Here is a 19774-nt window from a genome sequence, read left to right on the forward strand (position 1 = left end):
TCCGCTGCCCAGCGCGGGGCAAGCCCGCTCACCACAGAAAGCCTGCCAGCTACAATAGCGCTGTCAGACCTGGGATTGTGCGCCTTCGAACCACTTCAGCTTCTCGCGCAACACCACCACTTCACCGACGATCACCAGCGTCGGTGCATGCACTTCATGCTCCGCCACCATGCGCGGCAAATCCGCCAGGGTGCCGGTGAACACGCGCTGGTTGGACGTGGTGCCCTGCTGGATCAACGCCGCCGGTGTATCCGCCGCACGCCCGTGCTTGATCAGCTGTTCGCAGATGATCGGCAAGCCGATCAAACCCATATAGAACACCAGGGTCTGCGAGGGTCCCACCAGGTCCTGCCAAGGCAGGTCCGACGTCCCATTCTTCAAATGCCCGGTGATAAAGCGTACGGACTGCGCGTAATCACGGTGGGTCAGCGGAATCCCGGCATATGCCGCGCAACCGCTGGCCGCCGTGATCCCCGGCACCACCTGGAACGGGATGCCATGGGCCGCCAGTTCTTCGATCTCTTCGCCACCACGACCAAAGATGAACGGATCGCCACCCTTGAGGCGCAGCACGCGCTTGCCTTGCTTGGCCAGGTCCACCAGTTGCTGGTTGATCTGGTCTTGCGGCACCGCGTGGTCGGCGCGACGCTTGCCGACATAGATGCGCTCGGCATCACGGCGACACAGTTCGAGGATCGCCGGCGCGACCAGGCGGTCATACAGCACCACGTCAGCTTGCTGCATCAGACGCAGGGCGCGGAAGGTCAGCAGGTCGGGATCACCCGGGCCGGCACCGACCAGATAGACCTCGCCCGGCGCATAAGGTGGCGCGCCATTGACCTTTTCGATCAGCAGGCGCTCAGCTTCATCGCCCTGCCCGGCCAACTGGCGGTCGGCAATCGGGCCTTGGAACACCTCTTCCCAGAACGCACGACGCTGCTGCACATCCGGGTACAACCCTTTGACTTGGGCACGAAAACGCGCCGCCAACCCGGCCAATTGGCCGTAAGTGGACGGAATCCAGGTTTCCAGCTTGGCGCGGATCAAGCGCGCCAGCACCGGCGCATCGCCGCCGCTGGACACGGCAATCACCAACGGTGAGCGGTCGACGATCGCCGGGAAGATCACACTGCACAAGGCTGGCGCATCCACCACATTGACCGGCACGCAACGACGCTTGGCATCGCTGGACACTTGCGCGTTCAGCGGCTCGTCGTCCGTTGCCGCGATGATCAGGGTGCAACCGTCGAGGTCGGCCTCCTGATAACCGCGCAACATCAGTTCCCCGCCACTGCCCTGCACCAGCTCACGCAACTGGTCTTCGATCTGGGGAGCAACCACTCGCAGCACCGCACCGGCATCCGCCAGCAGCCGGGATTTGCGCAAGGCAATCTCACCGCCACCGACGACCAACACGCGACTGCCGCGCAGGTTATGAAACAGCGGCAGAAATTCCATTTAGCGGATGACCTCAACGCCCGCCATGTACGGCTTGAGCACTTCAGGTACGCGGATAGAACCGTCAGCCTGCTGGTAGTTTTCCAGCACGGCCACCAGGGTGCGGCCTACAGCCAGACCGGAACCGTTGAGGGTGTGGACCAGCTCCGGCTTGCCGGTTTCCGGGTTGCGGAAACGCGCCTGCATGCGACGGGCCTGGAAATCACCGCAGTTGGAGCACGACGAAATCTCGCGGTATTTGTCTTGGCTCGGCACCCACACTTCCAAGTCGTAGGTTTTAACGGCGCTGAAACCCATGTCGCCGGTGCACAGCGCGAGTACGCGGTACGGCAGCTCCAGCAGTTGCAGGACGCGTTCGGCGTTGGCGGTCAGGCCTTCGAGGGCCTCCATGGAGGTCGACGGCTCGACCACCTGCACCATCTCGACTTTGTCGAACTGGTGCTGGCGGATCATGCCGCGGGTGTCACGGCCCGACGCACCGGCTTCGCTGCGGAAGCACGGGCTGTGGGCCACGAACTTCAGCGGCAGTTGCTTGGCGTCGAGGATCTCGCCGGAGACGATATTGGTCAGCGACACTTCGGCGGTAGGGATCAGGTACAGGTCGGCTTCGCCGTCGCGGCTGATCTTGAACAGGTCTTCTTCGAATTTCGGCAGCTGGCTGGTGCCCATCAGCGCCGGTGCCTGCACCAGATACGGGGTGTAGGCCTCTTCGTAACCGTGTTCGGCGGTGTGCAGGTTGATCATGAACTGCGCCAGGGCGCGGTGCATGCGCGCGATCGGGCCGCGCAGCAAGGCAAAGCGTGCGCCGGACATCTTGGCGGCGGTTTCGAAATCCAGGCCACCGGTCAGTTCGCCCAGGGCAACGTGGTCCTTGATCTCGAAATCAAAGGCTGTTGGCGTGCCCCAACGGCGGACTTCGACGTTGCCGTCTTCGTCTTCGCCAATCGGCACGGATTCGTGCGGGAGGTTAGGGATGCCGAGCAGGATCGAATCCAGCTCGGACTGAATTTTTTCCAGCTCGACCTTGCCGTCGGACAGCTCGGTGCCCATGCGCTCGACATCCGCCATCAGCGGCGCAATGTCTTCGCCTCGCTGCTTGGCCTGACCGATGGACTTGGAACGCGCATTCCGCTCAGCCTGCAGTGCTTCGGTGCGGGTCTGGACGGTCTTGCGCTGTTCTTCCAGCGCTTCGATGCGCGCAACATCCAAGGCAAAGCCACGGGATGCCAGGCGGTCCGCTACGTCCTGAAGGTTGCTACGTAACAGTTTGGAATCGAGCATGTCGGTCTCTCGTTTATCAAAGTTTGGTCAAGGACAGGCCGGCCCAGGTGGCGAGCAGCCCGCCGAACACGCTGATGCCCAGGTAGCCGAAGGCTATCAGGGCCTGCCCGCTTTCCAGCAGGCGCAGCGTATCCAGTGAAAAGGATGAAAAGGTCGTCAGACCGCCTACAAAGCCGACAATCAAGCCGGCACGAATTTCAATCGGAACTTCCGGGCGCAACAGGAACCAGCCGTACAAGAGCCCGATGATCAGGCAGCCCACCAGGTTGACCGCCAGGGTCGCCGCATAAAAATGCTTCGGCCAGTTGGCGCTGACCCAGGTGCCAGCGGCGAAACGCAATAATGTACCAGCGATGCCGGCTGCGGACACGGCAAGAATCGTCTTAAACACTACTTTCTCCGTTGTTTGGGGCTGAGCCGGTCGAGTTGCGCGAGGTGATTGAGCTTTTCACCGATTTTCAGCTCCAGGCCACGGGGCACGGGTTGATAGAGCGGCAGCGGCTCAAGCTCATCGGGGAAGTAGTCTTCACCGGCCGCGTAGGCATCCGGCTCATCGTGGGCATAACGGTATTCATCGCCATAACCCAGCTGTTTCATCAGCTTGGTCGGCGCGTTGCGCAAATGCATCGGCACTTCGAGGGAACCGTGTTCGGCGGCAGCGCGCAGTGCGGACTTGAAGCCCATGTAGACCGCATTGCTCTTTGGCGCACACGCCAGGTAGGTGATTGCCTGGGCCACGGCCAACTCGCCTTCCGGGCTGCCCAGGCGCTCCTGCACGTCCCAGGCGGCGAGGCACAGGCTCAAGGCGCGCGGATCGGCGTTGCCGATGTCTTCGCTGGCCATGCGCACCACGCGGCGGGCGAGGTACAGCGGGTCGCAACCACCGTCGATCATCCGCGCAAACCAATACAACGCGCCGTCCGGGTTAGACCCGCGTACGGATTTGTGCAGCGCCGAAATCTGATCGTAGAAGGCTTCGCCGCCCTTGTCGAAACGCCGGCGCGTATCACCGAGCAAGCTTTGCAGCAGGTCGACGCCAATCTCACCGCCGTCTTCGGCCAGGTCGGAGGCGTTCTCCAACAGGTTGAGAAAGCGGCGGCCATCGCCATCGGCGGCGGTGAGCAGGATTTTGAAACCCTCTTCGCTCACGCTGAGTTGCCGCTTGCCCAACCCCTTGTCTTCGTTCAAGGCGCGGTGCAGCAGCTTCTGCATCGCCACTTCATCCAGGCTCTTGAGTACGTAGACCCGCGCCCGCGAGAGCAAGGCGTTGTTCAACTCAAACGAAGGGTTTTCGGTGGTGGCGCCGATAAAAATCAGCGTGCCGTCTTCGACATATGGCAGGAACGCATCCTGCTGCGACTTGTTGAAGCGGTGCACTTCATCGACAAACAGGATGGTGCGCTTGCCGTATTGCCCGGCCTGCTGCTTGGCGACTTCCACCGCCTGCCGGATCTCCTTGACCCCGGCGAGCACCGCCGAGACCGTTTCGAAGTGTGCATCCGAGACTTTCGCCAGCAGCCGTGCCAGGGTGGTCTTACCCACTCCCGGCGGCCCCCAGAAAATCATCGAATGCAGCGCGCCCTGCTCCAAGGCTTCGCGCAAAGGCTTGCCGCGAGCGAGCAGGTGTTCCTGACCGACGTACTCATCCAGGTTGGTCGAACGCAAGCGCGCCGCCAAAGGCTGGGCAATCGGGTCACTTCGAAACAGATCCATGGGCAGCGTTTGAAACCTCTAGATTATTCCTGGATCACGTCGGCACCCTTGGGGATGTCGAACTTGAACTTGGACGCGGGCACCGGCTGGTTGGCCTTGACCCCGGAGAACAGGATATCGGTGCGCTGGCCGACGCTGTCGACCAGGCGCATGTTATTGATCACGCCGTTGCCGAACGACAGGGACAGTGTGTCAAACAGCGTGTCCTTGGATTTCGGCTTGAGGGTGAACTCGATCACGTTGCTGGTTTGCTTGGAGGTGATGTCGAAACTGTCGTTGATCTTCGACACATCACCCGACAGCAACAGCGCCGGGGTCTGGTTCAAGCGCGGGTCGAGCTTATTGATGGTCGCTTGCTCCAGGTCCGGGTCCCACAGGGTGACCTTCTGGCCGTCGGAAACGATGGTTTGCTCGGCCTTGCCTTCGGTGTGCCAGTAGAACAGGCCAGGGCGCTGCACGGCCATTTCGCCGGCAGTTTCCTGCAACTGGGTGCCACCGGCATCCAGGGTCATCTGGGAGAAGCGCGCGGTCAGGGTCTGGGATTTGTCCAGCAGGTTCTTCAGGCTGGCGACGGAGGCCGGGTCGGCGTGCGCCGAAACAGCAGTCAGGGCCAGTGCCGGCAACAACAGCATGCGGATAAGACGCATGGGAGTCCTCATTGAGTAGTCAGGGCGCGCCGCGTGTTGCCACGCGGCACGGGATCAGTCGCGCATCTGCCCGGGGGCAATGACTTCGCGCGAACCGTTGGTGTTCATTGCGGTGACGACGCCGGCGTTTTCCATGGCTTCGATCATGCGGGCGGCGCGGTTGTAGCCGATTTTCAGCTTGCGCTGTACCGCCGAGATCGAGGCGCGACGGCTTTCCAGCACAAAGGCCACGGCTTCGTCGTACAACGCGTCGGTCTCGGCATCATCGTCGCCACCACTGCTGCCGCCGTCAAAGCCACTGCCGGCCTCTTCAACGCCCGCGAGGATGTCGTCGTTGTACTCCGGCGCACCGCGCAGTTTCCAGGCTTCCACCACACGGTGGACTTCATCGTCGGAAACGAAGGCGCCGTGAACCCGGATTGGCAGGCTGGTGCCCGGTGGCATGTAGAGCATGTCACCGTGGCCGAGCAGTTGTTCGGCGCCGCCCTGGTCGATGATGGTCCGTGAGTCGATCTTGCTCGACACCTGGAACGCCATGCGCGTCGGAATGTTGGCCTTGATCAGGCCGGTGATCACGTCCACCGACGGACGCTGGGTCGCAAGAATCAAGTGAATACCGGCGGCACGGGCCTTCTGGGCAATACGCGCGATCAGTTCCTCAACCTTCTTGCCGACGATCATCATCATGTCGGCGAATTCGTCGACCACCACCACGATGGTCGGCAGCTTGGTCAACAACGGCGCTTCGTCGTGAATGCTTTCGCGCTTGTACAGCGGATCGGTCAGCGGTGTGCCGGCGTCCTGGGCTTCCTTGACCTTGGCGTTGAAGCCCGACAGGTTCCGTACGCCCATCTTCGCCATCAGCTTGTAGCGACGCTCCATCTCGGCCACGCTCCAGCGCAGGGCGTTGGCGGCGTCCTTCATGTCGGTCACCACCGGGCACAGCAGGTGCGGGATGCCTTCGTAGATCGACAATTCCAACATCTTCGGGTCGATCATGATCAGCTTGGCGTCGTCCGGGCCGGACTTGAACAGGATCGACAGGATCATCGCGTTCACACCCACCGACTTACCCGAGCCGGTGGTACCGGCCACCAGCAGGTGGGGCATTTTCGCCAGGTCGGTGATCACCGGCTTGCCGCCGATGTCGTGACCCAGGGCCAGGGTGACCGGCGATTTGAAGTTGTCGTATTCCGGCGTCGACAGTACCTCGGAGAAGCGCACGATCTGGCGGTCTTCGTTGGGAATCTCGATACCCACGGTGGTCTTGCCGGGGATGACTTCCACCACGCGCACGCTGGTTACGGCCAGGGAACGGGCCAAATCCTTCGCCAGGTTGGAGATACGGCTGACCTTCACCCCCGCGGCTGGCTGGATTTCATACCGGGTAATCACCGGGCCTGGGTGGATGGAGTCCACCGACACTTCAACGCCGAATTCCTTGAGCTTGATTTCCAGCAGATGGCCGACGGCCGCCAGGGATTCCGGCGAATAGTTGAGTTGTTTCTTTTCGGCCGGGTCAAGGATCGAGATCGGCGGCAAGGTGCCTTCGACGGCGCTGTCGACGAACAGCGGCGCCTGCTTCTCTTTCTGCACGCGGTGGCTCGGCTCGGCCGGTTTAGGCGGCGCGGGAGCGATCACCGGCGGCACCTGCTTCTCGCGGTCCGACATGTGCTTGCTCAGGGCCTGCTCGCGTTCGATCAGGCGTTCCTTGACCTTGGCCTGCTCACGCCGGTCCGGTGTGCTCGGGGCCACGACTTCGTTGACGCGGGTGTCCACTTCACGCAGCTGCGCCACCATGCGCTTGCGCTCGACGCGGGCCGCCCACCAGCGGTTGGCGGCGCCCTGGAACAGCTCCAGCAGGTCGAGGGTGATCTTGCCGGTCACGTCCATCACCTTGAACCACGATAGGTCGGTGAACACGGTGAGGCCGAACAGGAACAGCGCGATGAACATCAGGGTGCTGCCCTGGATATTCAGGGTCTTGCGCGCCAGGTCGCCGAGGCTTTCGCCCAGCGCCCCGCCCGCGCCCGCCGGCAGGCCGGTGGGTGCATGGAAATGAATGTGCGCCAATGCCGCCCCGGACAACACTAGGAACACCAGGCCGATCAGCCGCCAGGAGAACAGCCAGCCGCTCCACTGCCACGGCTCGTGACGCTGGCGGAAGATCTGCCAGGTCTTGATCGCCAGCAGCAATGGGAAGATATAGGCGAAGTAACCCAGCACCATGAACAGGATATCGGCGCTGTAGGAGCCGGCAGGCCCACCGAAGTTCTGCACGTCTTCGATCTTGCTGTTATGGCTCCAGCCCGGATCGTCCTTGCCGTACGTCAGCAAGGCCATCATCAGGAACAGGCACAGCGCGCCGATGGCGATCAACGCACCTTCCTTGAGGCGATAATGCAGGTGCTGGCGCCAAGCGGGCACGACTGCTGCTTTAGGTGTTGCGGCGGATTTCTTCAAAACGGGTCTTTTCCTGCGCCTTTAGCGCGTCCATCTGTTGAATGACTGCAAATACTGCCCAATCCGAGCAGCTGAAAAATGAACGAGCGTAGTTGAATCTACTTTTAACACCGGGCGATTGCTGGATGAAATGGCAGCAGCGCCACAATGGCCGCATTGTACGGGTTTGTGTGCCTGATGCCACGCCGCTTGGCGTTCTTCAAACAGCCTGGCCAATGACATCTCACAAGAGGCCCAATTTGAGCATGCATTGTCTTTGCTGACAAAGGCTTATGAGCTGTTTTTACTAATCCAGGCAAGCTTGGCAAAATGCCTGCATGGGCCAGACCCGATTACGACCACGCCTTATGCAGAGAGTTGCAGAAACACCCGCTCACGCTAATGCGCGTCAATGGCCGATTCGGACTGGCCCCAGAGCGCTGTGTCGACAATAATCAACCCTTGGGGCAGACACCATCGCTGCCCACTCCCCTCCCCTTCCGTAAGCCTGGATGCCATGCTGACCTGGTTACAACGCGACTCACTGACTTTCCCCCCGCTGGCCAAAGCCATGCGCGAACCCAATGGCCTGCTCGCGGCCGGTGGCGATTTATCGGCCGAGCGACTGATCCAAGCCTACCGCCACGGTTGTTTCCCGTGGTTTTCGCAGGGCCAGCCGATCCTCTGGTGGTCGCCCGATCCCCGCACGGTGATATTCCCCGACGAGCTGCATATATCGCGCAGCCTGGGCAAATTGTTGCGCCAGCAGCGCTACACCGTGACCTTCGACCAAGACTTCGCTGCCGTCATTCAAGCGTGCGCAGCACCGCGCGCCTATGCCGACGGCACCTGGATCACCCAGAGCATCCAGAACGCCTACTTGGCACTGCACCAGCGCGGCTATGCGCATTCGGTGGAGGTTTGGGACAACGGTGAACTGGTGGGCGGCCTGTATGGCCTGGCGATGGGCCAGCTGTTTTTCGGCGAATCCATGTTCAGCCGCGCCGACAACGCCTCAAAATTCGGCTTCGCCACCCTGACCCGCCAATTGCAGGCCTGGGGTTTTGTACTGATCGACTGCCAGATGCCCAATGACCACCTGCACAGCCTGGGTGCCCGCGCCATCTCCCGCAGCGACTTCGCAGGTTTCCTGCGCGACCATCTGGACCAACCCAACACTGGACCGTGGGTTTCTTAGGCGACTTGCGCGCTCCTGGCTTACACTTATTTGAAAGCTTATCCGAGGGTTGATCATGACCGAGTTGGCGCGTTTGAAGTTTTATGCCACTCAACCCCACTCTTGCAGCTATCTGCCCGACGAGCAGGCCACCACGCTGTTCCTCGACCCCAGCCAGCCTATGGACGTGCATGTGTATGCCGACCTGTCGGAGATGGGTTTTCGGCGCAGCGGCGATCATCTGTACCGGCCTCACTGCCAGAACTGCAATGCCTGTGTACCGGCACGCATCCCCGTGGCGCAGTTTCTGCCGGACCGCAACCAGAAACGCATCCTCAAGCGCAACGCCGACCTCACAGTGATGCCGGCCAAGCCTCGGTTTACCGAAGAATACTTCGACCTTTACCAGCGCTATATCGAGGAGCGACACGCCGATGGCGATATGTTCCCACCCAGCCGCGACCAGTTCTCTACCTTCCTGGTGCGCGACCTGCCCTTCTCGCGCTTCTACGAGTTCCGCGCAGACGGCCGACTGGTGGCCGTTGCCGTGACCGATTTGCTGCCTAACGGCCTGTCAGCGGTCTACACCTTCTACGAGCCGGCCGAAGAACGCCGCAGCCTGGGACGCTTTGCGATCCTCTGGCAAATCGGTGAGGCACTGCGCCAGGAACTGGAGGCGGTGTACCTCGGATACTGGATCAAGAACTGCAAAAAGATGAATTACAAGACCCAATATCGGCCTATTGAACTGCTGATTAATCAAAGATGGGTAACACTTAACTAGAACCCCTTGGCTTAAACACCCTTTTTCGGGCACAATGCACGCCGCTTTTGCCTGGCGCAGTTGCACCGGGCCATTCACTGGATACCGAGGGCTTTACTGCATGTCGAAAGAAGACAGCTTCGAAATGGAAGGCACTGTCGTCGACACCCTGCCCAACACCATGTTTCGTGTGGAGTTGGAAAATGGGCACGTCGTAACCGCGCATATCTCCGGCAAGATGCGCAAGAACTACATTCGTATTCTTACCGGTGACAAAGTGCGCGTCGAGCTGACGCCCTATGACTTGAGCAAAGGGCGCATCACTTACCGCGCTCGCTAAGCAAGTCAATACAAGACGCCCGGTTATGCCGGGCGTTTTTGTGTGCGTGCTATTTACCAAGCGCCAAAACAAAATGTGGGAGAGGGCTTACTCCCGATAGCAGTGTTTCAGTCGCTACATGAGTGACTGATCTACCGCTATCGGGAGCAAGCCCCCTCCCACATTGGCGCCCGCAGCTATCGATCAGGCCATTTCAGCTGTGGTTTCGAACTCGAAGGTCAGCTCGCCATCCTTGAGGTCGATGTGCACCACGCCACCATGGTCGGAGAGCTCGCCGAACAGGATCTCTTCGGCCAATGGCCGCTTGATCTTGTCCTGGATCAGACGTGCCATTGGACGTGCGCCCATTGCCGCGTCGTAGCCACCCTCGGCGATCCAACTGCGCGCCGCTTCGGAGACTTCCAGTTGCACGCGCTTGTCTTCCAACTGCGCCTGAAGCTCGGTGAGGAACTTGTCCACCACGCTTTTGATGACCTCATGGCTGAGGCGACCAAACTGGATAATGGTATCCAGGCGGTTGCGGAACTCCGGCGTGAAGCTCTTCTTGATCACTTCCATGGCATCGGAAGAGTGATCTTGATGACTGAAGCCGATCGAAGCCCGCGCAGCCGTTTCGGCACCGGCGTTGGTGGTCATGATCACGATCACATTGCGGAAGTCCGCCTTGCGCCCGTTGTTGTCGGTCAGGGTGCCGTGGTCCATCACCTGCAGCAGCAGGTTGAAGACTTCGGGGTGAGCCTTCTCGATTTCATCGAGCAGCAATACGCAGTGCGGCTGCTTGGTGATCGCTTCGGTCAACAGGCCGCCCTGATCGAAACCGACATAACCCGGAGGCGCACCGATCAGGCGCGATACCGTGTGGCGCTCCATGTACTCGGACATGTCGAACCGCACCAGCTCAATACCCATGGCCTTGGCCAACTGCCGTGCCGCTTCGGTCTTGCCGACGCCGGTCGGGCCTGCGAACAGGAACGAACCGACAGGCTTGTCCGGCGACTTGAGGCCCGCACGCGACAGCTTGATCGCGGTGGACAGCGCGTCGATGGCTGCATCCTGGCCGAATACGGTGAGTTTCAGGTCGCGCTCCAGGTTACGCAGCAGCTCCTTATCGGAACTGTTGACGTGTTTAGGCGGAATCCGCGCGATCTTGGCCACGATGTCCTCGACCTGAGCAACGTCGATGCGCTTCACACGCTTCTCGACCGGCTGCAGGCGCTGGTAGGCGCCCGCCTCGTCGATCACATCGATGGCTTTGTCCGGCATGTGCCGGTCATTGATGTAGCGCGATGCGAGCTCAGCAGCCGCACGCAGAGCCTCATCGGTGTACTCGATGCCATGGTGCGCTTCGAAACGCCCCTTGAGCCCGCGCAGGATACCGATGGTGTCTTCGACTGAAGGCTCGGACACGTCGACCTTCTGGAAGCGACGCGCCAAGGCACGGTCTTTCTCAAAGATGCCACGGAATTCCTGGAACGTGGTCGAACCGATGCAGCGGATATCACCCGACGAGAGCAGCGGTTTGAGCAGGTTGGAGGCATCCATTACCCCGCCGGACGCCGCACCGGCACCGATGATGGTGTGGATCTCGTCGATGAACAAAATCGCCTGAGGGCGTTTTTTCAGTTCACCCAGCAACGCCTTGAAGCGTTTCTCGAAATCGCCACGGTATTTGGTCCCGGCGAGCAAGGCGCCCAGGTCCAGGGAGTAGACGACGCTGTTTGCCAGCAGGTCCGGCACCTGGTTATCGACGATGCGCTTGGCCAGGCCTTCGGCAATCGCGGTTTTACCCACGCCCGCCTCACCCACCAGCAACGGGTTGTTCTTGCGACGACGCGCGAGGATCTGCGCTACACGCTCAACCTCAAGCTCGCGCCCCACCAGCGGATCGATCCGCCCCTGGCGCGCCAGTTCGTTGAGGTTGCTGGCATAGGCATCCAGTGGATTGCCCGAAGAAGAAGACTCACCGCCCTCGTCGTCCTGCATTTCCTGCTCACCCTCGGAATGATCGCCGTGCCCAGGCACTTTGGAGATACCGTGGGCGATGTAATTGACGACATCAATACGGGCAACGCTCTGCTGTTTGAGCAGGAACACTGCCTGGCTTTCCTGTTCGCTGAAAATGGCCACAAGCACATTGGCGCCCGTGACTTCACGCTTACCGGAGCTCTGAACGTGGAAAACAGCGCGCTGCAATACCCGCTGAAAGCCCAGGGTTGGCTGGGTTTCACGGTCCTCGTCGTGCACGGGGATCAGTGGCGTGGTGGAGTCGATAAACTCCTGCAGGTCGTGCTTGAGTTTGTCGAGGTTGGCGCCGCACGCACGTAGAACGGTGGCGGCAGCTTCGTTATCCAAAAGTGCCAGCAGCAGGTGTTCGACGGTCATGAATTCATGACGCTTCGAACGGGCCTCCTTGAAGGCAAGATTGAGGGTGACTTCGAGCTCGCGGTTTAACATAGCTTCACCTCATACCCAAGTGGTCGGCGTTAACCGTCCTTCTCGATTTCACAGAGTAGCGGATGCTGGCTTTCCCTGGCGTACTGGTTGACCTGCATGGCCTTTGTCTCGGCGATGTCGCGGGTAAACACTCCACATACTGCCCGTCCTTCTGTGTGAACGGCCAGCATTACCTTGGTCGCCAACTCGCGGTTCAGGTTAAAAAACACCTCGAGCACTTCGACCACGAAATCCATCGGTGTGTAGTCATCATTGAACAAAACCACCTTGTACATCGGCGGCGCCTGTAAAGCAGGCTTGGCCTCCTGAACAGCAATGCCTGCAGAACCGTCGTCATCGTGTTCGTGATCCGGTCGATCCTGATTGAATGTTAGTCGAATCTGGCTGATTGCATGCATGGAAAGAAAGGTTCGTCAGTGGTTCAAATACAGTGGTGGGGGCGACCTGTCAGAATTTCAACTGCTGACCGATCGGTCGCCTTGACTATCGGCGAAACGGTGTTACAACCAATAGAACCCACAGTGGGTAAAAAAGGTCCGCGCAGTCAACCTTATTTATTCGGGTTAGGACGGATAAACTGGATGATACTCCAGTGATGGAGTCTGGTGCAGAGGGATATGGGTATGTCTGGCGTCAAGATCAGTGGCAAGGTCAAATGGTTTAACAATGCCAAGGGGTACGGTTTTATCATTGAAGACGGTAAATCCGAGGACCTGTTTGCGCACTTTTCAGCGATCATCATGGACGGATACAAAACGCTGAAAGCGGGACAAGCAGTCAGCTTTGAGATCATTCAAGGTCCTAAAGGACTGCACGCCGTGAATATCGACACAGTGAAAGAAGTCATTGCGAGCCCAGCAGCACGTGCGAGCGAAGCAGAAAAGAAACAAACGGCCTGACCCGCCGCCGAGCGTGTAGCTTGCGATAAAAAAACGGCCACCCCAATCAACTCGGGATGGCCGTTTTTTATGCCCGCGCGATTACATATGCGAAATCAACGCATCACCAAAGCCCGACGACGACACCAGTTTCGCGCCCTCCATCAGGCGTTCGAAGTCGTAGGTCACGGTCTTGGCCGAAATCGCACCGTTGGTGCCCTTGATAATCAAGTCAGCCGCCTCGGTCCAGCCCATATGGCGCAACATCATCTCTGCCGACAGAATCAACGAACCAGGGTTGACCTGGTCCTTGCCTGCATATTTAGGCGCAGTACCATGGGTTGCCTCGAACATCGCCACGGTGTCGGACAAGTTAGCCCCCGGCGCGATACCGATACCGCCCACTTCCGCCGCCAGGGCATCAGACAGGTAGTCACCGTTCAGGTTGAGGGTGGCGATCACGTCATACTCAGCCGGACGCAGCAGGATTTGCTGGAGCATCGCGTCGGCAATCGCATCCTTGACCACTACATTCTTGCCGGTCTTCGGGTTCTTGAACTGCATCCACGGCCCACCATCGAGCAGCGTCGCGCCGAACTCTTCCGCCGCCACTTCGTAGGCCCACTCCTTGAAGGCCCCTTCGGTGAACTTCATGATGTTGCCTTTGTGCACGATAGTCAGCGAATCGCGGTCATTATCCACCACATATTGCAGGGCCTTGCGCGCCAGACGCTTGGTGCCCTCCAGCGATACCGGCTTGATGCCGATCCCGCAATCCTGGTCGAAACGGATCTTGGTGACGCCCATTTCTTCCTTGAGGAACTTGATGACCTTGGTGGCCTCCGGCGAACCGGCCTTCCATTCGATCCCGGCGTAAATGTCTTCGGAGTTCTCGCGGAAGATGGTCATGTCCACATCGCCTGGCTTCTTGACCGGGCTGGGCACGCCTTCGAACCAGCGCACCGGCCGCAGGCATACGTACAGGTCGAGTTGCTGACGCAGGGCCACGTTCAGCGAACGGATGCCGCCACCGACCGGCGTGGTCAGCGGCCCCTTGATGGACACCACGTAATCCTTGACCGCATCCAGGGTTTCCTGGGGCAGCCAGGTGTCCTGGTCGTAGACTTGGGTCGCCTTCTCACCGGCGTAAACCTCCATCCACGAGATTTTGCGCTTGCCGCCGTAGGCCTTTTCAACAGCTGCGTCGACCACCTTGATCATCACCGGGCTGATGTCGGCGCCAATACCGTCACCTTCGATGTAAGGGATGATCGGTTGGTCAGGAACATTGAGAGAATGGTCTGCATTGACGGTGATTTTGTCGCCGACTGCCGGAACCTGAATCTTCTTGTATCCCATGCTGAACTCCATCTATGGATTGAACATCTGGCTGCGTTCGAGCCTACTCCAGATAAATGGCGACTGAAACCTCGCGCCATGCTCATTTGCATCGAAAACAGCATAAATTGTCGCCTACAAGCCTGAAAGCAAAGGGAAAAGCGCCAATCTTGAGCACATCGTGCGACTTTAGGCGTAACCCGGCACCTGCGACCTTTAGACCAATGGACGACACACCTTTTGTATGAAGGCTCGGCGTAAGCATAGCGACCTATGTATAATGCCGCCGCTGACCAAAGAGTCACGACGGCGGACCGCTCTAGAACAGTGCCTTCCGCTACAAAGCAGGGCTAATACAATAGTCCACCCGCTTGACGCTCGACTGATGCAACCCAACATCACCGCGAAGAAACCTCGACATTTCGCTCATGGATGACTTTGAACGAACGCGCTCCACCCGGCGCATCTCGAGTTTCTGCGCACGCTTTCAGCAAAGAAGAGAGTTAATCCGAATATGCCCACCCGCTCGAAGATCATCTATACCTTCACCGACGAAGCCCCAGCCCTCGCCACCTATTCACTGCTGCCTATCGTAGAGGCCTTCACCGCTTCCGCTGATATTGCCGTGGAAACCCGCGACATCTCCCTCGCAGGGCGCATCCTCGCAAGCTTCCCCGAGCAACTGGGCACCAAGGCTATCCCGGACCACCTCGCCGAACTGGGCGACCTGGCCGTTACACCTGAAGCCAACATCATCAAGCTGCCTAACATCAGCGCCTCGACCCCGCAGCTGCAAGCCGCGATCAAGGAATTGCAGGCCCAGGGCTACGCCCTGCCGGACTACCCGGAAACCGTAACCACCGACGCGGAAAAAGAAACCCGTGCACGTTACGACAAGGTCAAGGGCAGCGCCGTGAACCCGGTACTGCGCGAAGGCAACTCCGACCGTCGCGCTCCGCTGTCGGTCAAGAACTATGCACGCAAGCACCCGCACAAAATGGGCGCCTGGGCTGCCGACTCCAAATCCCACGTTGCCCACATGAGCAGCGGCGACTTCTACGGCAGCGAAAAATCCGTACAGATCGAAGCCGCTGACGCTGTCAAAATCGAGCTGGTCGCTCAAGACGGCACTACCACCGTCCTGAAAGAAAAGACCACGGTCAAGGCCGGCGAAATCATCGACAGCGCCGTGCTGAGCAAAAAAGCCCTGCGCAGCTTCATCGCCGCTGAAATCGAAGACGCCAAGAAGCAAGGCGTACTGCTGTCGGTTCACCTGAAAGCCACCATGATGAAGGTCTCCGACCCGATCATGTTCGGCCAGATCGTTGCCGAGTTCTATAAAGACGCCCTGGCCAAGCACGCCGACGTGCTGGCACAGATCGGCTTCAACCTGAACAACGGCATCGGCGACCTGTACGCGCGCATCAAGGCCTTGCCTAGTGATCAGCAAGCGCAGATCGAAGCTGACATTCAAGCGGTCTACGCCGCTCGCCCTTCCCTGGCGATGGTCAACTCCGACAAAGGCATCACCAACCTGCACGTACCGAGCGACGTCATCGTCGACGCCTCGATGCCGGCCATGATCCGTGACTCCGGCAAAATGTGGGGCACCGACGGCCAACTGCACGACACCAAGGCCGTGATCCCGGATCGCTGCTACGCCACCATCTACCAGGCGGTGATCGAAGAGTGCAAAGCCAACGGCGCTTTCGACCCTACCACCATGGGCAGCGTGCCAAACGTTGGCCTGATGGCGAAAAAAGCTGAAGAGTACGGCTCCCACGACAAGACCTTCCAGGTCAAGGCTGACGGCGTCGTCCGCGTGACCGACAGCAAGGGCAACCTGCTGATGGAACAGAAAGTCGAGGCTGGCGACATCTTCCGCATGTGCCAGACCCAAGACGCGCCGATCCAGGACTGGGTCAAACTGGCCGTCAACCGTGCCCGCGCCAGCAACACCCCGGCCATTTTCTGGCTGGACCCTAAGCGTGCACACGATGGCGTCGTGGTCGAGAAAGTTCAGGCCTACCTGAAAGACCACAACACCGAAGGCCTGGACATCCGCATCATGTCGCCGGTCGACGCGATGAAGTTCACCCTGGAGCGTACCCGCAAGGGCCTGGACACCATCTCGGTGACCGGTAACGTACTGCGTGACTACCTGACCGACCTGTTCCCGATCATGGAACTGGGCACAAGCGCCAAGATGCTGTCGATCGTGCCGCTGATGAACGGCGGTGGCCTGTTTGAAACCGGCGCCGGCGGTTCGGCTCCGAAGCACGTGCAGCAGCTGCTGGAAGAAAACTTCCTGCGCTGGGACTCCCTGGGTGAGTTCCTGGCCCTGGCCGCCTCCCTTGAGCATTTGGGTGTGACGTACAACAACCCGAAAGCCCTGGTACTGTCCAAGACCCTGGACCAGGCCACTGGCCAGTTCCTTGACAACAACAAGTCGCCATCGCGCAAAGTCGGCAACATCGACAACCGCGGCAGCCACTTCTACCTGGCGCTGTACTGGGCTCAAGCCCTGGCCGCCCAGACCGAAGACACTGCCCTGCAAGCGCAGTTCGGCGAACTGGCCAAGACCCTGGCCGCGAACGAAGCCACCATCGTGGCCGAGCTCAACGCCGTACAGGGCAAGCCAGTGGACATCGGCGGCTACTACGCGCCGAACCCAGAGCTGACCAGCAAGGCCATGCGCCCAAGCAACACCCTCAACGCGGCGATTGCCAAGTTGAAGTAAGGTTGTAAGGATGCAAAGAAGCCCCGGCCCTGTGCCGGGGTTTCTGTTTTATGTGCTTTTTTGCTGAAAAAACCTAATCAAAATGTGGGAGGGGGCTTGCCCCCGATAGCGGTGGGTCAGGCACAGATAGATCAACTGACACGCCCTCATCGGGGGCAAGCCCCCTCCCACACTGACGGTTATCCTGTTCCAGGACAGCACCGCATCTTAAATCCAGAGGCAACCATGACCTGGCAACCCCACATTACTGTCGCCACCCTCGTCGAAGACAACGGCCGCTTCCTGATGGTCGAGGAACTCAAGGGCGGTCGCGCCGTGCTCAACCAGCCTGCCGGCCACCTCGACCCGGATGAAACCCTCATCCAAGCCGCGGTTCGCGAAACCCTCGAGGAAACCGGCTGGGACGTCGAAGCCACCGGTATCGTCGGCATCTACCTCTACACCGCCCCCAGCAATGGCGTGACCTACCAGCGGGTCTGCTTCACCGCCAAAGCCCTGAAGCACCACCCGGACTATCAACTCGACGAAGGCATCCTGCGCGCCCGCTGGCTGACCCGTGACGAGCTGATGGCACTGCGCGACGACTGGCGCAGCGAGCTGATCATCCGCTGTATCGATGATTATCTGGCCGGCCAGCGCCACAGCCTGGAATTGATCCGCCCTTCTCTTTAGCCTTGCGGGCCCAGGCCTGCTAGAATCGCGTCCTTTTTCAAGACACCCGTTGAAACCCTATGCGTGATCCAGCCCCTTCTGACACACAAAAGAAGCGCGTTATCGTCGGCATGTCCGGCGGCGTGGATTCTTCCGTTTCCGCCGTTCTGCTCATGGAGCAGGGTTATGAGGTGGAAGGCCTGTTCATGAAGAACTGGGAAGAAGACGATGGAACGGAATACTGCACCGCCATGGACGACCTGGCGGACGCCCAGGCCGTGTGCGACAAGATTGGCATCAAGCTGCACACCGCCAACTTCGCCGCCGAGTACTGGGACAATGTGTTCGAGCACTTCCTGGCCGAATACAAGGCCGGCCGCACGCCGAACCCGGACATCCTGTGCAACCGTGAAATCAAGTTCAAGGCATTCCTCGACTACGCCATGATGCTCGGCGCCGACCTGATTGCCACTGGCCACTACGTGCGCCGCCGCGATATCGATGGCCGCACCGAACTGCTCAAGGGCCTGGACCCGAACAAGGACCAGAGCTACTTCCTGCACGCCGTCGGCGGTGAACAGATCGCCAAGACCCTGTTCCCGGTGGGCGAACTGGAAAAACCCGAAGTGCGCAAGATTGCCGAGAAACATGGCCTGGCCACCGCCAAGAAGAAGGATTCCACCGGGATCTGCTTTATCGGCGAACGCCGCTTCAGCGACTTCCTCAAGCAGTACCTGCCGGCGCAGCCGGGTGAAATCAAGACCACCGACGGTGAAGTGATCGGCCGCCACCACGGCCTGATGTACCACACCATCGGCCAGCGTCAGGGCCTGGGCATCGGTGGCCTGAAAGACGCCGGTGAAGAGCCGTGGTACGTGCTGGTCAAGGACCTGGACAATAACGTGTTGATCGTCGGCCAGGGCAACGAACACCCGCTGCTGTTCTCCGGCGCGCTGCTGGCTTCCGAGATCTATTGGGTCAACCCGATCGACCTGAGCACGCCACGCCGCCTGACCGCCAAAGTGCGCTATCGCCAGGGCGACCAGCCTTGCACCCTGGAAAAAACCGCCACCGGCTACCGTGCCACCTTCGATGACCCGCAACGCGCGGTCACCCCGGGCCAGTCCGTGGTGTTCTATGACGGCGAAATCTGCCTGGGCGGCGGCGTGATTGAAGTCGCCGAAGCCTGGAGCAACCCGGCATGAGCCCGACCCAGGAGCAATTGACGGCACTCGGCGGGGTTTTCCTTGCCGCCGTGCTGGTGGACAAGATCGCCAAGACCGGCCAGGTCACCGAGGCAGGCTTGACCTGCATGCTCGGCAGCCTGTTGATCCGCGACCCCAAGGACACCCTGGAAGTCTACGGGGGCGACGACCTGGCGCTGCGTGAAGGCTACCGCGCACTGATCGGCGCCCTGGAGCGCGACCCCAGCACCCTGCAGCGCGAGCCGTTGCGCTATGCCCTGTCGATGCTCGGCCTGGAGCGTCAACTGGCCAAGCGCGAGGACATGCTGGAGGTCATCGGCAAGCGCCTGCCGCAAATCCAATCCCAAGTGGAACACTTCGGCCCGGCCCACGAAAACGTGGTTGCCGCCTGCGGTGCGCTGTACCAGGACACCTTGAGCACCTTGCGCCAGCGGATCCAGGTCCACGGCGACATGCGCAACCTGCAGCAACCGAACAACGCCTCGAAAATCCGCGCCCTGCTCCTGGCCGGTATTCGCTCGGCACGGTTGTGGCGCCAGTTGGGCGGACATCGTTGGCAACTGGTGATCAGCCGACGCAAATTACTCAAAGAGCTTTACCCGTTGATGCGCAACGAATAAGTCGCACCAGCAGGCCTTTTTCAAGCCGTTACGCGTAATACGCCGGTCAGTTGGCAACGGACCGGCG

The 19774-nt window shown here is 60.1% G+C and carries 17 protein-coding genes; 8 read left to right on the plus strand and 9 right to left on the minus strand.

Annotation, left to right across the window (positions count from 1 at the left end; genetic code table 11):
- Window positions 1-63 precede the first annotated feature (63 nt).
- The 6 genes from cysG to K7431_RS09095 are packed head-to-tail and all read right to left on the minus strand — an operon-like array spanning window position 64 to window position 7562.
- Entirely contained in the window at window positions 64-1458 is a 1395-nt protein-coding gene (cysG, locus tag K7431_RS09070) for a siroheme synthase CysG (RefSeq protein WP_012724932.1), read from the minus strand.
- Entirely contained in the window at window positions 1459-2739 is a 1281-nt protein-coding gene (serS, locus tag K7431_RS09075) for a serine--tRNA ligase (protein WP_012724933.1), read from the minus strand.
- 16 nt (window positions 2740-2755) lie between these two features.
- Window positions 2756-3130, minus strand: a complete 375-nt coding sequence (crcB, locus tag K7431_RS09080) for a fluoride efflux transporter CrcB (RefSeq protein ID WP_012724934.1) — start codon at window positions 3128-3130, stop codon at window positions 2756-2758.
- Window positions 3130-4452 (minus strand): replication-associated recombination protein A, encoded by a 1323-nt coding sequence (locus tag K7431_RS09085; RefSeq protein ID WP_012724935.1) that lies wholly within the window; start codon window positions 4450-4452, stop codon window positions 3130-3132. Before K7431_RS09085 ends, crcB begins: the two co-directional genes overlap by 1 nt.
- Window positions 4453-4475: 23 nt before the next feature.
- Window positions 4476-5099 carry an outer membrane lipoprotein chaperone LolA gene (lolA, locus tag K7431_RS09090; protein ID WP_012724936.1) on the minus strand — a complete coding sequence of 208 codons (624 nt, stop codon included), beginning with the start codon at window positions 5097-5099 and terminating at the stop codon, window positions 4476-4478.
- Window positions 5100-5153: 54 nt separating this feature from the next.
- Entirely contained in the window at window positions 5154-7562 is a 2409-nt protein-coding gene (locus K7431_RS09095) for a DNA translocase FtsK (RefSeq protein WP_012724937.1), read from the minus strand.
- Window positions 7563-8058: 496 nt separating this feature from the next.
- Here K7431_RS09095 and aat point away from each other — a divergent pair, with 496 nt between their 5' ends.
- The 3 genes from aat to infA all read left to right on the plus strand — a co-directional run bounded on the left by aat (window position 8059) and on the right by infA (window position 9821).
- Complete coding sequence (gene aat, locus K7431_RS09100) at window positions 8059-8739, plus strand: leucyl/phenylalanyl-tRNA--protein transferase (RefSeq protein ID WP_012724938.1); 681 nt, start codon at window positions 8059-8061, stop codon at window positions 8737-8739.
- A gap of 55 nt (window positions 8740-8794) precedes the next feature.
- Window positions 8795-9502 (plus strand): arginyltransferase, encoded by a 708-nt coding sequence (locus K7431_RS09105; protein WP_012724939.1) that lies wholly within the window; start codon window positions 8795-8797, stop codon window positions 9500-9502.
- Window positions 9503-9602: 100 nt separating this feature from the next.
- Window positions 9603-9821 (plus strand): translation initiation factor IF-1, encoded by a 219-nt coding sequence (infA, locus tag K7431_RS09110; RefSeq protein ID WP_002553999.1) that lies wholly within the window; start codon window positions 9603-9605, stop codon window positions 9819-9821.
- A 183-nt stretch (window positions 9822-10004) separates the two neighbouring features.
- Here infA and clpA read toward each other — a convergent pair whose 3' ends face one another.
- Window positions 10005-12275 (minus strand): ATP-dependent Clp protease ATP-binding subunit ClpA, encoded by a 2271-nt coding sequence (gene clpA, locus K7431_RS09115; RefSeq protein ID WP_012724940.1) that lies wholly within the window; start codon window positions 12273-12275, stop codon window positions 10005-10007.
- 29 nt (window positions 12276-12304) lie between these two features.
- Complete coding sequence (gene clpS / locus K7431_RS09120) at window positions 12305-12673, minus strand: ATP-dependent Clp protease adapter ClpS (protein ID WP_010567912.1); 369 nt, start codon at window positions 12671-12673, stop codon at window positions 12305-12307.
- 225 nt (window positions 12674-12898) lie between these two features.
- On the opposite strand from clpS, the gene cspD reads away from it, so the two are divergent.
- On the plus strand, window positions 12899-13174 hold the full coding sequence (gene cspD / locus K7431_RS09125) for a cold shock domain-containing protein CspD (RefSeq protein ID WP_012724941.1): 276 nt from the start codon (window positions 12899-12901) through the stop codon (window positions 13172-13174).
- Window positions 13175-13255: 81 nt separating this feature from the next.
- On the opposite strand, the gene icd is transcribed toward cspD, so the two are convergent.
- The gene (gene icd, locus K7431_RS09130; protein WP_012724942.1) at window positions 13256-14512 is read right to left on the minus strand and encodes an NADP-dependent isocitrate dehydrogenase; all 1257 of its coding nucleotides are present in this window, start codon (window positions 14510-14512) and stop codon (window positions 13256-13258) included.
- 493 nt (window positions 14513-15005) lie between these two features.
- Here icd and K7431_RS09135 point away from each other — a divergent pair, with 493 nt between their 5' ends.
- From K7431_RS09135 to hflD, 4 genes are all read left to right on the plus strand, one after another.
- Window positions 15006-17231, plus strand: a complete 2226-nt coding sequence (locus K7431_RS09135) for an NADP-dependent isocitrate dehydrogenase (RefSeq protein ID WP_012724943.1) — start codon at window positions 15006-15008, stop codon at window positions 17229-17231.
- A 225-nt stretch (window positions 17232-17456) separates the two neighbouring features.
- Window positions 17457-17903, plus strand: coding sequence for an NUDIX hydrolase (locus K7431_RS09140; protein WP_012724944.1), 447 nt, complete (start codon window positions 17457-17459; stop codon window positions 17901-17903).
- Between the two features lie 59 nt (window positions 17904-17962).
- The gene (gene mnmA / locus K7431_RS09145; protein WP_012724945.1) at window positions 17963-19087 is read left to right on the plus strand and encodes a tRNA 2-thiouridine(34) synthase MnmA; all 1125 of its coding nucleotides are present in this window, start codon (window positions 17963-17965) and stop codon (window positions 19085-19087) included.
- Entirely contained in the window at window positions 19084-19707 is a 624-nt protein-coding gene (gene hflD / locus K7431_RS09150) for a high frequency lysogenization protein HflD (RefSeq protein ID WP_012724946.1), read from the plus strand. Before mnmA ends, hflD begins: the two co-directional genes overlap by 4 nt.
- Window positions 19708-19774: the final 67 nt, after the last annotated feature.

It is taken from the genome of Pseudomonas fluorescens group sp., assembly GCF_020093335.1.
GTDB classification, from domain to species: Bacteria; Pseudomonadota; Gammaproteobacteria; order Pseudomonadales; family Pseudomonadaceae; genus Aquipseudomonas; species Aquipseudomonas petroselini.